We start from the raw sequence: 14,581 nt of genomic DNA, 5'->3' as shown, positions 1-14,581 counted from the left end.
GTCACTTTCCTTAAAAAAGATGTTCAGAGACGCCAACCGGCGCACGCGGCGCCGGTTGGCAAGGCTCGTCGCCTCAAGCTTACACCGAAGCTCAGGCTTGCGGCGCGCTGCCCATCAGTTCGTCGAAGGCGACGTCCTTGGTCGTCACTTTCGCCTTGCCAAGCACATAGTTGACGACGTTTTCTTCCAATACAAGAGCTTCGATCTCGCCCAGGCGACGACGATCGCTATAGTAGTACTTCAGGACTTCTTTCGGGTCTTCGTAGCTTTGTGCGAAGTCTTCGATCTGCGACTTCACCTGCTCCTGGGTTGCCTGCAGGTTGTTGTCCTGCACCAGCTGCGACAGGATCAGGCCCAGGCGCACGCGGCGCTCGGCCTTGGTGGCGAACAGGTCGGCCGGGAACGGCAGGCTCTTCACGTCCATGCCGCGCTGGGCCATGTCCTGGCGGGTCTGCTCGGCCAGGCGCTGCGAATCCTGCTCGATCATGACCTTCGGCACGTCCATCTCGGTGCTCTTCACCAGGGCGTCCATCACGGCTTCCTTGTTGCGGGCCTTGATGCGGGCGTTGACTTCACGCTCCAGGTTGACCTTGATGTCTTCGCGCATCTTCTCGACGCTGCCGTCTTCGATGCCCAGCGACTTGGCGAACTCGCCGTCGATTTCCGGCAGGTGCGCCCACTCCAGGTTCTTCAGGGTGATGGTGAACTCGGCGGTTTTACCGGCCACGTCCTTGCCATGGTAGTCTTCCGGGAAGGCCAGCGGGAAGGTCTTCGACTCGCCTACTTTCAGGCCGACGGTGGCGGCTTCGAATTCCGGCAGCATGCGGCCTTCGCCCAGCACGAATGCATAGTTGTCGGCCTTGCCGCCGGCGAACTCGACGCCGTCGATGACGCCGACGAAGTCGACGGTCACGCGGTCGCCGTTGGCTGCGACCGGCTCGCCGCCGTCGCCATGCTCACCGGCTTCGCCCTTGGTGTGGTAGTGCACGCGCTGCTTGCGCAGGATGTCGATGGTCTTGTCGATCTCGGCGTCCGAGACGTCGGCCTTGACGGTCTCGACTTCCACGCCCGACAGGTCCGGCAGGCTCACTTCCGGATAGACTTCGAAGGTCGCGTCGAAGGCCAGCATGCCTTCCGCGGCTTCTTCCTTCGGCTCGATTTTCGGCATGCCGGCAACGCGCAGCTGGTTTTCTTCGGCAGCCTGGCTGAATGCCTGGCCAACCTTATCGTTCAGCACGTCGGATTCGATCTGATAGCCGTACTGAGCGGCAACCATCTTCAGCGGAACCTTGCCGGGACGGAAGCCCGGTGCGCGAGCGGTCTTGGCCTGCTTCTTGAGGCGCTTTTCAACTTCCGTACGAACGTCGCTCAGCGGAAAAGAGAGAGTCAAGCGACGCTCGAGTTTACCCAGGTTTTCGACTGCAGTTGCCATTGTAAAAATCGTCCAAAAAAATAATTATTCGTGGTGCGAGGAGGGGGACTCGAACCCCCACACCATTGCTGGCGTCAGGACCTAAACCTGGTGCGTCTACCAATTTCGCCATCCTCGCGCAGGATTGCATTCTTGCCGCAAAAACAAAGGGCGCCCGTCGGTAGATCCGGTCGCCCTGCACTCCGTTGTTTAGGGGCTACAACTTCAACCAGTTATTTTACTGGATTTTCTGACACCATTGGGGAATTTTGAGCGGTGCGCACCGGATGAGCTCCATCCGGCTTTGTCACCCTGAACCAGGCCGCATACAAAGCCGGCAGGAATAACAGGGTCAAAGCGGTCGCCACCAGCAGCCCTCCCATGATGGCCACCGCCATCGGCCCCCAGAATACCGAACGCGACAGCGGGATCATCGCCAGCGCCGCCGCGGCCGCCGTCAGCAGGATCGGCCGGCAGCGCCGCACCGCGCTTTCGACGATCGCATCCCAGGCTTCCCTGCCCTCCGCGATCTCCTTCTCGATCTGGTCGACCAGGATCACGGAATTCCGGATGATCATGCCGAACAGGGCGATCACGCCGAGGTTGGCGACGAAGCCGATCGGGCGGCCCAGCAGCAGCAGCGCCATCGCCGCCCCGGCCACGCCCAGCGGCCCGGTCAGGAACACCAGCACGGCGCGGGAAAAGCTGTGCAGCTGCAGCATCAGCAGGGTGAACACGATGAACAGCACGAGCGGCACGTTGGCCATGATCGAGGCTTCCGCCTCCGAACTGTTGGCCGCCGCGCCTTCCAGCGTGATGCGGTAGCCGGCCGGCAGTTTCGCCCGCAGCGCGGCCAGCTTCCCGCCCACCTGGCCCGACACGGTCGGCCCCTGGATGCCGGCGACCACGTCCGACTGGACCATGATCGCCCACTCGCGCCCTTCGCGCCAGACCACGCCGGGCTCCCAGACGAAGCCGATGCGCGCCAGCTGCGACAGCGGCACCGGCTTGCCCGAGGGCGTGGCGATATTCGTATTCGCCAGCACCGACATGGTCGAACGCTCCTCGACCGGCTGGCGGACCACGATGTCGATCAGGCGGTTACTTTCGCGGAACTGGCCGACCGTGGTCCCGGACAGCACGGTGGCAATGGTGCGCCGCACCGCCTGGCTGGTCACGCCCAGCGCGCGCAGCTTGTCCTGGTCGAGATCGAGGCGCAGCACCTTCACCGATTCGTTCCAGTTGTCGTTCACCCCCACCGCATTCGGATTCGCGCGCATGATCTCCTTGACCTGGTCGGCCACGCCGCGCACCACGGCGATGTCCGGACCGGCCACCTGAAACTGCACCGGATACGGCACCGGCGGACCGTTCGGCAGCAGCTTCACCCGCCCGCGCACTTCCGGAAAATCGGTCTTCAGCACGGACTCGATCTTGTGCATCAGCGCTTCACGCAGGCGGGTGTCCTTCGGCAGCACCACCAGCTGCGAGACGTTCGACTGCGGGAAGATCTGGTCCAGCGGCAGGTAGAAGCGCGGGCTGCCGGTGCCGACATAGCTGGTGACGCTGTCCAGCTCCGGCTGGCGCCGCACCCAGGTCTCGAACTTCTTCACCAGCGCCTCGTTGGCGGCGAAGCTGGTCCCTTCGGGCAGCCACATCTCGACCATCAGCTCGGGGCGGCTGGAATCCGGGAAGAACTGTTTCTCGATGAACTTGAAGCCGAACAGGCCCAGCGCGAACACGCCCAGCGTCACGGCGATGGTGGTCTTGCGCCATTCGACGCACCAGCTGACGAGGTGGCGGAAGCGGCGGTAGGCCGGCGTGTCGAACACGTCGTGCCCGCCGTGCTCCCCGCCCGGGTGCGGCTGCACGCGCAGCAGGATGAAACCGATATAGGGCGTGAAGCTCACCGCCACCACCCAGGAAATCACCAGCGCCAGCGCATTCACCGAGAACATCGAGAAGGTGTATTCCCCGGCCGCCGATTTCGCCAGGCCGATCGGCAGGAAGCCGGCCGCCGTGATCAGGGTCCCGGTCAGCATCGGGAAGGCGGTCGAGGTGTAGGCGAAGGTGGCGGCCTCGAAGCGTGACATGCCCTCCTCCATCTTCCGCACCATCATCTCGACGGCGATGATGGCGTCGTCGACCAGCAGGCCGAGCGCGATGATCAGCGCGCCCAGCGAGACCTTGTGCAGGGAAATATCCAGGATCCGCATGCACAGGAAGGTGATCGCCAGCACCAGCGGGATCGTCAGCGCCACCACCAGGCCCGGGCGCACGTCGATGCGCCAGCGCGGCTTGCTGTGCAGGCCGAGCGACAGGAAGGACACCGCCAGCACGATCACCACGGCCTCGACCAGGGTGTGCATGAATTCGCTCACCGACGCCGTGACCGCGGCCGGCTGGTTCGACACGCGCTCCAGCTCGATGCCGACCGGGAGCTGGGAACGGATGCGCGCCACGGTCTGCTCCAGGCCCTTGCCGAGCTGGATGATGTTGCCGCCCTTTTCCATCGACACGCCCAGGCCGATCACTTCCTTGCCGTTGAAGCGCATCTTGTCGCGCGGCGGATCCTCGTAGGCGCGCTTCACGGTGGCGAAGTCACCCAGGCGGAAGGTGGTGTTCCCGGCGCGCAGGCTGAGGTTTTCGATCTGCTGCACCGACTTCAGGGCGCCGCTCACCCGCACCTGCAGGTTCTCGCCCGGCGTCACCAGCACGCCCGCCGATTCGACCCCGTTCTGGGTCGCGATCTGGTTGACGATGGCGTCGAAGGGCAGGCCCAGCTGGGCGAACTTCTGCTGCGAGAACAGGATGTTGACCTTTTCCTGCTGCACCCCGAACTGCTCGACCTTCGCCACCAGCGGCACATTCAGCAGCTGCTGCCGCACGAAGTCGGCGTAGTCGCGCATCTCGGCATAGGTGAAACCGTCGCCGGCCAGGGCGAAGATCGAGCCGTAGGTGTCGCCGAATTCATCGTTGAAGAAGGGGCCGATCACGCCGCCGGGCAGCGTGCCGGCGATGTCGCCGATCTTCTTGCGCACCTGGTACCAGGTCGGCGGCACGTCCTTCGGCGGCGTCGATTCGCGCAGCTCGAGGATGATGGTGGTCTCGCCGGGCTTGGAGAAGCTGCGGATCTTGTCGACGTAGGGCGTCTCCTGCAGCTTGCGCTCGAGCGGGTCGGTGACCTGCTGGGCCATCTGCACCGCGGTGGCGCCCGGCCAGCGGGCCTGGATCACCATCGCGCGGAAGGTGAAGGGCGGATCCTCGTCCTGGCCCAGCTTGTTGTAGCTGAAGATGCCGGCCAGCAACAGGACCGCGATCAGGTAGCGGGTCAGCGGGATGTTTTCCAGCGCCCAGCGCGACAGGTTGAATCCCTTCATTGGCCGGCTCCGTGGGCGGCGCCGGACGCTTCGGCCTCGGCATCGCCGCGGCGCGCCACGTCGGCGGTCAGGATCTTCACTTTCTGGCCGTTCTTCAGCAGATTCACGCCGGCGGTGACGATGGACTGGCCGGGACGCACGCCGCCGCTCAGCAGCACGTCGTTGCCGGACACGCCGCCCACCTGGACCGGCTGCAGGCGCACCTGCTGGGCGCCATTCACGCTGTCGATCACCCAGACCGCGCTGCTGCCCTTGTTCTGCACCAGGCTCGACAGCGGCGCGCGCAGCTGGCCGCCAGCGGCGGGGCCGGACTGGCGCACCAGGTCGACCACGGCCGTCATCCCCAGCCGCACATCCTCGCTGGGCGGGATCGACACCTTCACGGTATAGGTGCGGGTGGCCGGATCGGCGACCGGCGAAACTTCGCGGATCTTGCCGGGGATGCTGCGGTTCGGATCGGCCCACAGGCGCACCTTCACCTCGCTGAGCTGGCGCAGTTCGTCGACCTGGTCTTCCGGCACCCCGATCACGACTTCCTTCTCGTCGGTCCGTGCGACCCGCACCACCGGCGTGCCGGGCTGCACCACCTGGCCGACCTCGGCGTCGATGCCGGTCACCACGCCGTCGGTATCCGACACCAGGCTGGCATAGCCGGTCTGGTTGGCCTGTTCGCGCAGCTGGGCGCGCGCCGCCTCGACGCTGGACTGGCTGGAACGGGCGGCCGCGATCTTCTGGTCGAGCACGGCCTGGCTGACGAAGTTCTGGCTGCGCAGGTCCTGGTAGCGCTTCAGTTCCGCACGCGCCAGGTCGGCATTCGTCTGGGCCGCGCGCAGGCTGGCCTGGGCCTGGGCCTGGCCGAGGCGCAGGTCCTGCGGATCGAGCTGCATCAGCAGCGTGCCGCGCTGGACGCTGGTGCCGACGTCCACCTTGCGCGCGCTGATCTTGCCGCCGACCCGGAAGCCGAGCCGCGATTCGTAGCGCGGGCGCACGTCGCCGGAGAATTCCGCGCTGGCGTCGACGCCGCCGGCCGCCAGGGTCAGCGCGCGCACCGGGCGCACATCCTCGGGCGGCGGCGCGTCCTTCGAGCAGGCGGCCAGCACGGCCAGGGCCAGGACAAGGGCGGCGGATACGGCGGCGCGCGGGAACGGAATGCGGGGGGATGGCACGGTGGTGTCCTCTTGGGGCGGAGCCGCGGGGTCGGCGGCATTATTCTCTATAGAAAGCTTAGCAATTATAATCATGCAAATACACACAGTAAATGACGTTAGAGTCAGTTCTCAATGTCGGTCGACCACTACGAAAACTTTCCCGTCGCCTCGATCCTGCTGCCGCGCCGCCTGGTGCCGGCGGTCGAAGCGATCTACGCCTTCGCGCGCAGCGCCGACGACATCGCCGACGAGGGCGACGCCCTGCCGCCCGCGCGCCTGGCCGCGCTGGACGCCTATGACGCCGCGCTGGACGCCATCGCGCGCGGCGACGCGCCGTCCGCGCCGATGTTCGCGCGCCTGGCCGAGGCGCTCGAACGCCACGCCCTTCCCCTGCAGCCGCTGCGCGACCTGCTGAGCGCCTTCCGCCAGGACGTGCTCACTACCCGTTATGCCGACTTCCCGTCCCTGCTGGATTACTGCCGCCGCTCCGCCAACCCGGTCGGACGCCTGATGCTGGGCCTGTACGGCGCCGCCGACGAAGCCAGCCTGCGCGAATCGGACGCGGTCTGTTCAAGCCTCCAGCTGATCAACTTCTGGCAGGACGTCGGCATCGACATCGGCAAGGGCCGCATCTATCTGCCGCTCGAAGACCTGGCGCGCTTCCAGGTCAGCGAAGACGACATCGTGCAGGCGCGCGGCGGGCCGGCCTGGCGCGCCCTGATGCGCTTCGAGGTCGAGCGGGCGCGCGCCCTGATGCAGGAAGGCGCGCCGCTGGCCGCCCGCCTGCCGGGGCGGATCGGCTGGGAGCTGCGCCTGGTGGTGCAGGGAGGCCTGCGGATCCTGGAGGCGATCGAGCGCGCCGACTACGATGTATTCCGGCGCCGGCCGCAGCTCAGGCGGCTCGACTGGCCGGTGCTGCTGTGGCGCGCGGCCAGGATGTGAACGAGGAGGTATCTGGGCAGGCGCCGGATCGGATAAGATAGCGGACCTGAAATTCGCGAACCTCGCTGACGCACCAGCCTTTTTTATATGTCTCCCGACGAATACTGCCAACAAAAGACCGTCCAAAGCGGCTCCAGCTTCTACTACAGCTTCCTGTTCCTGCCGCCCGAAAGGCGCCGCGCGATCACGGCGCTGTACGCCTTCTGCCGGGAGGTCGACGACACCGTCGACGAGACCAGCGACCAGTCGGTGGCGCGCATCAAGCTGGCCTGGTGGCGCACCGAAGTCGCGAAGATGGTTCAGGGCGCGCCCACGCACCCGGTGACCCAGGCGCTGCAGCCGCACCTGGCCGCCTATAACCTGCAGGAACAGCACCTGCAGGCCATCATCGACGGCATGGAGATGGACCTCGACCAGTCGCGCTATCTCGATTACGCCGGCCTGCGCAAGTACTGCTGGCACGTGGCCGGCGTGGTCGGCATCCTGTCGGCCAGCATCTTCGGCGTCACCAATCCGCAGACCCTGCAGTATGCGGAGAAGCTGGGCCTGGCGTTCCAGCTCACGAACATCATCCGCGACGTCGGCGACGACGCGCGCAAGGGCCGCATCTACCTGCCCGTCAACGAGCTCCAGCAGTTCAACGTGACCGCGGCCGACATCCTGAATTTCCGCCACAGCGACAAGTTCGAGGCGCTGATGAAGTTCCAGACCGCCCGTGCACATGCCGTCTACGAGGAAGCTTTTGCCCTGCTGCCGAAGGAAGACCGGCGCGCCCAGCGTCCCGGCCTGATGATGGCGGCGATCTACCGCACCGTGCTCGACGAGATCGAGCGCGACGACTTCAAGGTCCTGAACCAGCGCATTTCCCTCACGCCGCTGCGCAAGCTGTGGCTGGCGTGGAAAACCTATGTCCGCAACTAGGCAGCCCTCCGGCCCTGCGCAGGTCGCGGTCGTCGGCGGCGGCTGGGCCGGCTGCGCGGCGGCGGTCGAACTCGCGGCACGGGGCGCCCGGGTCACGCTGTTCGAAGCGGCGCGCAGCCTCGGCGGCCGCGCCCGCGCGGTCCAGGCCAAAGAGGCCATGCTCGACAACGGCCAGCACATCCTGCTCGGCGCCTACAATGAAACGCTGGACCTGCTGCGCCGCGTCGGCGTGCGCGAACGGGACGCCATGCTGCGCCTGCCGCTGCAGATGCGCTATCCGCCGGACAGCGGCCTGATGGACTTCGCGGCCCCGCGCCTGCCGGCGCCGCTGCACATGCTGCTCGCCCTGCTGCGCGCACGCGGCCTCGATCGCGACGACAAGCTGGCCCTGGCCCGCTTCACGACCAGCGCGCGCTGGATGCAGTGGGGCCTGGACACCGACTGCAGCGTGGCCGAGCTGCTGGAACGCTTCGGCCAGACCCCGCGCCTGATCCGCCAGATGTGGCGCCCGCTGTGCCTGGCGGCCCTGAACACGCCGGTCGAGCGGGCATCGAGCCAGGTCTTCCTGGCGGTGCTGCGCGACAGCCTGGGCGCGAAACGCAAGGCTTCCGACATGCTGCTGCCGCGCGTCGACCTCGATGCCCTGTTCCCGCAGGGCGCCCGGCGCTTCGTCGAGGAACGCGGCGGCCGGGTGCTGTGCGGCATGCGCGCCGATGCGCTCGAGCGCCTGGAGGCGGGCTGGCGCGTGCGCGCGGGCGGGCAAGCCGGCGAGTTCGATGCCGTGGTGCTGGCCACGCCCGCCTGGCAAAGCGCGGCCCTGCTGCGGCCGCTGGACGGCATGGCCGCGCTGGCCGGGCAGCTCGACGGTTTCGACTACGAGCCGATTTCGACGGTCTACCTGCAATACGAGCCCGGCCTGCGCCTGCCGCTGCCCTTCTGCGCCCTGCTCGACGATCCGGCGCATGGCGCCTGGGGCCAATTCGTGTTCGACCGCGGGCAGCTCGATCACGATCAGGCGAATAACAGCCAGGACGGCCTGCTGGCCGTGGTGGTCAGCGCCGCCTCCGGCGCGGCGGAACTCGGCCAGGATGCGCTGGCGGAGGGCGTCGCGGGCCAGCTGGCGGCCGCTTTCCGGCAGCCGGGCCTGGCCGCGCCGCGCTGGAGCCGCGTATTCACGGAAAAACGCGCCACCTTCGCCTGCACGCCGGCCCTGGCGCGCCCGGGCAACGACAGCGGCCAGCCGGGCCTGGTCCTGGCCGGCGACTACACCGCCAGCGACTATCCGGCGACGCTCGAGACCGCGGTGCGCAGCGGCCGGGCAGCGGCCCGCCTGGCGCTCGGCGGCAAAGCGGGAGGGAAGCCGTGAGGGCGGCCATCCCGCCCTGGCGCAGCCTGCCCCGCGAATTCTGCAGCCTGTCGCACGCGGATGGCGGCACGCGGCCCGGATCGGTAGAGTGGCAGCATCGAAACAAGTGTTATCGGATTTGCACATGAACATCGACCTCGGCCTGCGCACCCTGCTCCTGCTCGCCCTCGTCGCCGCGGCGACGGCCGTCCTGGTCCAGCCCGGCCTCGGCGGCGCGGGCGATGCGGCCGCCCACGCGATGCTGATGGTGGCGCGGAACTGAGCCGGAGCACGCGATGGACAAACTGGAATACCTCGAACTGCTGAAGCGCGCGATGCTGGGCCTGCCGCCCGAGCTGCAGGCCAGGACGCTCGGCTATTACGAGCAGCGCTTCGTCGACGGCGTCAATACCGGTCGCAGCGAGCAGGACGTGGCACGCGAACTCGACGATCCGGCGAAGATCGCGATGACGCTGCGCGCCAGCAGCCATCGTGCGCAAGCCGGCGCGCAAACCGGGGCGCAAACCGGCGCCCAGCCGGCGGCGGCGGCCGGTCCGCAGTTCGCCATGCCCGCGAAGTCCAACCCGGCCGGGGTGCTGCGGGTGCTGGTGTCCGGCGCCGGGCTGGCGATCTTCAACCTCTTCATGATCGTGCCGGCGCTGGTGTATTCGGCCCTGCTGTTCGCGCTGTACGTCTGCGCCCTCGCCTTCTACCTGGGCGGCATCGCGATCACGGCGAGCGGCCTGGCCGGCAACAGCGACCTGCTGCTGGACCTGCCGGCCCGCTACGTGCAGATCGATGACGACGCCGACGCCAGGAGCCAGCTGCGGGTCCGGATCGACGACACCGGCATCCACGTGCACGAGGAACGCGCAGACGCCAACCCGGACACCGGCGACGATGAAGCGGGACCGCGGGAATCGCGCCTGCGCCACGGCGCCGAAGTCGTTGCCGGCAACAGCCTGCGCATCACCACCGACATGGACGCCGACTCGCGCACCACCCAGACCCTGTTCGGCTTCGGCATCGTGCTGGGCGGGATCGCGCTGTTCCTGCTGTCGCTGGTGGTGACGCGCTACACGGCGGTCGGCATCCGGCGCTACGTCCAGATGAATTTCTCCCTGCTCAAGGGTCATTGAGGAAGCCATGCGCGCATTGATGAAAGTCGGATTCGGCCTGCTGGCGCTGGCGCTGCTGCTGATCGGCGCCTCCTGGAGCATGCTTCGCGCCCAGGGAACGAGCGGGGCCGCCAGTCCGGGCAGCCGCCTGGTCGCGACCGAAAAACGCACGCTCGGCGCCAGCATCCGCGAAGTCGACGTGAGCGGCCCGATCAACCTCAACCTGCGCCAGGGCACCTCGGCGGCGCTCGAGGTTCGCGGCGAACAGCGGCTGCTGGCCAACGTCGACACCGCCGTCGACGGCGGCACCCTGCACATCGGCCCGCGCGGCATCCTGCTGCGGCACCGCCAGCCCATCGAAGTCACCCTGGTGCTCCCCAGCCTGGAGCAGTTGAACATCAGCGGCACCGGCCAGCACACGGTCAGCGGCTTTTCGGGCGAGCGCATCGTGCTGGCCGTGGACGGCTCCGCCGGCCTGCGTTTCAATGGGCGCTACCGCGAGATCGAAGCCGGCCTGCACGGCAGCGGCGAGGCCGACATCACCGGCGGCAATGCCGAGCGCGTGCTGGCCGACGTCAAGGGCACCGGCCACATGACCCTGGTCGGCGGCGCGCGCGAACTGCACGCCGAGATCGCCGGCGCCGGCGAACTGGATGCGCGCCACCTGCGCGCCGGCGACGTGCAGCTGAGCCACCACGGCTCGGGCTCCAGCGCGGTCTACGCCAGCAAGCACGTGAACGTCGAGATGACGGGCAGCGGCGACGTCACCGTGTACGGCAATCCGAACCAGCGCGAGATCAGCCGCAACGGCAGCGGCAGCGTGCGCTTCGAAGACTGAACGGGCGCCGGCTCAGGCCCTGGCGCGCAGCCAGTCCAGCGCTCCCTGCCCGGCCGCGCGGCCGCTGCCGAAGCAGGCGGTCAGCAGATAGCCGCCGGTCGGCGCCTCCCAGTCCACCATCTCGCCGGCCACGAACACGCCCGGGAGCGCGCGCAGCATGCCGGCCGGGCCGTCCAGCGCCTCGAAGCGCACTCCGCCGCCGCTGGAAATCGCCTCGTCGATCGGACGGGGGCGCAGCAGCGTCACCGGCAGGGCCTTGATGGCGCGCGCCAGCCGCTCCGGGTCCGCATAGTCTTCCTTGCCCAGCGCTTCGTGCAGCAGCCCGGATTTCACCCCCTTGATCCCGAGACGGCTCTGCAGGTGGCTCGACATCGAACGGGTGCCGCGCGGGTGCGCCACCTCGTCCAGCACGCGCGCCGCGTCGTGGTCCGGCAGCAGGTCGATCCAGACCGTGGCCTGGCCGTCGCGCAGGATGCGGTCGCGGATCTGGCTGGACAAGGCATACACCAGGCTGCCCTCGATGCCGCTTTCGGTGACCACGAACTGGCCCTTGCGGTAATGGCGCCGGCCCTCCACGTCTTCCACGGCCAGCGCCACGGTGGTGAGCGGCGCGCCGGCGTGGCGGCTGCTGAAATGCGCGCTCCAGGCGGCGTCGAAGCCGCAGTTCATCGGCACCAGCGGCGCCACCTCGACGCCCTGCCGGCCCAGCAGCGGCGCCCAGGCCCCGTCCGAACCGAGGCGCGCCCAGCTCGCGCCGCCCAGCGCCAGCACCACCGCATCGGCGGTTTCGAGGCGCTCGCCGTCCGGTCCCGCGAACAGCAGCGCGCCGTCGCGCCAGCCCAGCCAGCGCTGGCGCATGTGGAAGCGCACGCCGGCTTCGCGCAGGCGGTGCAGCCAGGCGCGCAGCAGCGGCGCCGCCTTCATGTCGGTCGGAAACACCCGGCCCGAGCTGCCGACGAAGGTGTCGATGCCCAGCCCGTGGATCCATTCGCGCACCTGCTGCTGCGTGAAGCCGTCCAGCCAGCGCGCGACGGCCGCGCGGCGCTTGCCGTAGCGGCCCGCGAAGGCGTCCAGGTCTTCCGAATGGGTGATGTTCATGCCGCCCTTGCCGGCCAGGAGGAATTTGCGGCCGACGGAAGGCATGGCGTCGTACAGGTCGACCTGCGCGCCGCCGGCGGACAGGACTTCGGCCGCCATCAGGCCGGCGGGGCCGCCGCCGATCACGATCGCGCGGCGCGGGGATTCAAGGTGGGCACTCATGGGCCGGCATTGTAGTCGATACGGGACCGCAAAAATACATGTAAAGGGTGCTTGACATCGGGTTTTCCGAGGCCTAGGATGTCAAGCATGCTTTACATGTCAAGTACACTTTACATCCAGGGAGAAACCGAAATGCATGAGAAGCGAGTCGCACGCGCCTACTTCGTCGAACTGATGACGGCGCTCCTGGTTTACACGGTCTTACTGTTCGCCGCCATCCGCTACGGCCGTCCGATGGCCGACGGCTGGCTGCGCACCCTGGTGCTGGTCACGCCGATGATCGGCTTCGGCCTGATGATCCGGACCATCGCCCGCCACCTGGCCCGCATCGACGAGTACCAGCGCATCCGCCTGCTGGAGAACATCGCGGTCTCGGCCGCCATTACCCTGGCCGCCACCTTCACCTACGGCTTCATGGAAACCGCCGGCTTCGAAAAGCTGTCGATGTTCTCGGTGTGGATCATGATGGGCGCCAGCATGGGCGCCGTCTCCCTGGTCCGCAAATGGACCGAGCGATGAAGAACCTGATCCGCGACCTGCGCGGCGCCCGCGGCTGGAGCCAGGCCCACCTGGCCGATCTGCTGAGCGTCTCGCGCCAGACCGTGATCGCCATCGAGACCGGCAAGTACGATCCCAGCCTCCCTTTGGCCTTCACGATTTCGAAACTCTTCGCCCAACCGATCGAAGCCATCTTCTTCCCCGACCAGGAGCCAGCATGAAACTCTTCACCTGCAAGAAACCGTTCGCGTTCTTCCCCGTCGCCGTCGGCATCCTCGTCGCGATGCTCTCCGCGCATCACGGCCACGCAGCCGAGACCACGGCGCCGCAGCCGAACCGCTTCGCCGCCAGCATCGCGCCGGCCGAGCGCTTCGAGGTCGACGGCGTGCTGGTCGAGCGGCATGGAACGACGGGCAGCCGCGCCCGCCCGCTGATCCTGATCCCCGGCCTGGCCAGCGGCGGCTGGGTGTGGCAGGAAACGGTGCGCGCCTTCAGCCCCGATCGCGCGGTCTATGTGCTGACCCTGCCGGGCTTCGACGGCCGCCCGCCGGCGCCCGCCAATGCCTTCGCCGCCGCCCGCGCCGCGGTCGAGAAACTGATCGCGCAGCGCCGCCTCGAGAAGCCGGTGCTTGTCGGCCACAGCCTGGGCGCGACCATGGCGCTCGCGGTGGCCGAGGACCAGCCGCAGAGCATCGGCGGCGTGGTCGCGATCGACGGCCTGCCGGTCATGCCCGGCCTCGACGCCATGCCGCCCGCCGAGCGCAGCCGCTATGCCCAGGGCATGAAGACCCGCCTGGCCGGCCTCCGGCCCGAGATGTTCGCCGCGCAGCAGCAGGCCTACATGCGCACCATCGGCGTGCTCGACATGGGCAAGGCCGACGAGGTCGCCCGGCTGACCGGGCGCAGCGACCCGGCATCCACCGGCCAGTACGCGGCCGACGCGCTGGAACTCGACCTGCGTCCCGGCCTGAAGGACATCCAGGCGCCGGTGCTGGTGATCTCGCCCTTCTTCGACGCCGACGGCGCCCAGCAGGGACTGACGGCCGCCGGCAAGGCCGACTACTACCGCGCGCTGATGCAGGGCACGCCGAAGCTCGAAGTGGCGACGGTCGCGCCGGCGCGCCACTTCGCCATGATCGACCAGCCGCAGCAGGTCAACGAGGCGATCCGCAAGTACCTGGCGCCGCTGTAAACCAGCCGAGTGGCTCAGTCGATCATCGGGATCGTGCCGGGGGCCTTCACCTCGCGCATCACGAACGAGGTGTAGACCTCCTTCACGCTCGGCAGCGCATTGATGCGGGTCTCGGCAAAGATGCCGTAGGCCTGCAGGTCTTCCGCCACCGCCATCAGCTGGTAATCGTAGCGCCCCGAGATCCGGTGGCAGGACAGCACCTGCGGGATCGCCTGGGCCGCGCGCTCGAACAGCTGCAGGTGGCGGGTGTCCTTCTTGTCCAGCGAAATGTGGACGAAGGCCGTCACCTGGTAGCCCAGCTTGGCCGGATCCAGGCGCGCCTGGTAGGCCCGGATCACCCCCTCCTCTTCCAGCCGCTTCACGCGCCGCCAGCACGGCGAGGTCGTCAGCGACACGCGCTCGGCCAGTTCGGCGCTCGACAGCCGCGCATTTCCCTGCAGCTCTTCCAGAATCCGACGGTCCACCCGGTCCAGTTGGGGCATGTTCATTGCAAAAAGCATCCTTCCGCGAAACGTCCCTTGCACGGAA

At 68.0% G+C, this 14,581-nt stretch carries 14 protein-coding genes and 1 tRNA gene; 9 read left to right on the top strand and 6 right to left on the bottom strand.

Going from position 1 to position 14,581, the window contains the following annotated elements:
- Nucleotides 1-91 precede the first annotated feature (91 nt).
- The 4 genes from tig to AM586_RS01580 form a co-directional block, all read right to left on the bottom strand.
- Nucleotides 92-1,432, bottom strand: coding sequence for a trigger factor (gene tig, locus AM586_RS01595; protein ID WP_047825068.1), 1,341 nt, complete (start codon nt 1,430-1,432; stop codon nt 92-94).
- A gap of 31 nt (nt 1,433-1,463) precedes the next feature.
- A tRNA-Leu gene (locus tag AM586_RS01590) sits at nt 1,464-1,550 on the bottom strand.
- 94 nt (nt 1,551-1,644) lie between these two features.
- Nucleotides 1,645-4,791, bottom strand: a complete 3,147-nt coding sequence (locus AM586_RS01585; RefSeq protein ID WP_082439594.1) for an efflux RND transporter permease subunit — start codon at nt 4,789-4,791, stop codon at nt 1,645-1,647.
- Nucleotides 4,788-5,957 (bottom strand): efflux RND transporter periplasmic adaptor subunit, encoded by a 1,170-nt coding sequence (locus AM586_RS01580; protein WP_229411167.1) that lies wholly within the window; start codon nt 5,955-5,957, stop codon nt 4,788-4,790. The genes AM586_RS01585 and AM586_RS01580 overlap by 4 nt, the downstream gene beginning before the upstream one ends.
- A gap of 114 nt (nt 5,958-6,071) precedes the next feature.
- On the opposite strand from AM586_RS01580, the gene hpnC reads away from it, so the two are divergent.
- The 6 genes from hpnC (at nt 6,072) to AM586_RS01555 (ending at nt 11,103) form a co-directional block, all read left to right on the top strand.
- Entirely contained in the window at nt 6,072-6,881 is an 810-nt protein-coding gene (hpnC, locus tag AM586_RS01575; RefSeq protein ID WP_047825067.1) for a squalene synthase HpnC, read from the top strand.
- 87 nt (nt 6,882-6,968) lie between these two features.
- Nucleotides 6,969-7,802 carry a presqualene diphosphate synthase HpnD gene (gene hpnD / locus AM586_RS01570; protein ID WP_047825066.1) on the top strand — a complete coding sequence of 278 codons (834 nt, stop codon included), beginning with the start codon at nt 6,969-6,971 and terminating at the stop codon, nt 7,800-7,802.
- On the top strand, nt 7,789-9,168 hold the full coding sequence (gene hpnE, locus AM586_RS01565) for a hydroxysqualene dehydroxylase HpnE (protein WP_047825065.1): 1,380 nt from the start codon (nt 7,789-7,791) through the stop codon (nt 9,166-9,168). The genes hpnD and hpnE overlap by 14 nt, the downstream gene beginning before the upstream one ends.
- Nucleotides 9,169-9,292: 124 nt before the next feature.
- A complete protein-coding gene (locus AM586_RS27945; protein WP_156328206.1) occupies nt 9,293-9,430 on the top strand; it encodes a hypothetical protein in 138 nt (45 codons plus the stop codon).
- Between the two features lie 13 nt (nt 9,431-9,443).
- A complete protein-coding gene (locus tag AM586_RS01560) occupies nt 9,444-10,286 on the top strand; it encodes a DUF1700 domain-containing protein (RefSeq protein WP_047825064.1) in 843 nt (280 codons plus the stop codon).
- 7 nt (nt 10,287-10,293) lie between these two features.
- On the top strand, nt 10,294-11,103 hold the full coding sequence (locus tag AM586_RS01555; protein WP_047825063.1) for a head GIN domain-containing protein: 810 nt from the start codon (nt 10,294-10,296) through the stop codon (nt 11,101-11,103).
- Nucleotides 11,104-11,115: 12 nt separating this feature from the next.
- Here the strand turns inward: AM586_RS01555 and AM586_RS01550 are convergent, their stop codons facing one another.
- Nucleotides 11,116-12,363 (bottom strand): TIGR03862 family flavoprotein, encoded by a 1,248-nt coding sequence (locus AM586_RS01550; protein WP_047825062.1) that lies wholly within the window; start codon nt 12,361-12,363, stop codon nt 11,116-11,118.
- Nucleotides 12,364-12,495: 132 nt separating this feature from the next.
- On the opposite strand from AM586_RS01550, the gene AM586_RS01545 reads away from it, so the two are divergent.
- From AM586_RS01545 to AM586_RS01535, 3 genes are read left to right on the top strand one after another with little or no spacing between them, the layout of a single operon-like run.
- A complete protein-coding gene (locus AM586_RS01545) occupies nt 12,496-12,882 on the top strand; it encodes a hypothetical protein (protein WP_047825061.1) in 387 nt (128 codons plus the stop codon).
- A complete protein-coding gene (locus AM586_RS01540) occupies nt 12,879-13,082 on the top strand; it encodes a helix-turn-helix transcriptional regulator (protein ID WP_047825060.1) in 204 nt (67 codons plus the stop codon). Before AM586_RS01545 ends, AM586_RS01540 begins: the two co-directional genes overlap by 4 nt.
- Complete coding sequence (locus AM586_RS01535; RefSeq protein WP_052233946.1) at nt 13,079-14,053, top strand: alpha/beta fold hydrolase; 975 nt, start codon at nt 13,079-13,081, stop codon at nt 14,051-14,053. The genes AM586_RS01540 and AM586_RS01535 overlap by 4 nt, the downstream gene beginning before the upstream one ends.
- Nucleotides 14,054-14,067: 14 nt before the next feature.
- Here the strand turns inward: AM586_RS01535 and AM586_RS01530 are convergent, their stop codons facing one another.
- Entirely contained in the window at nt 14,068-14,541 is a 474-nt protein-coding gene (locus AM586_RS01530) for an Lrp/AsnC family transcriptional regulator (protein ID WP_197416443.1), read from the bottom strand.
- Nucleotides 14,542-14,581 lie beyond the last annotated feature (40 nt).

The sequence above is a fragment of the Massilia sp. WG5 genome (assembly GCF_001412595.2).
Classification (GTDB): Bacteria; Pseudomonadota; Gammaproteobacteria; order Burkholderiales; family Burkholderiaceae_D; genus Telluria.
The sequence above is the reverse complement of the archived record's forward strand: the minus strand, read 5'-3'. Positions and strand labels throughout refer to the sequence as shown.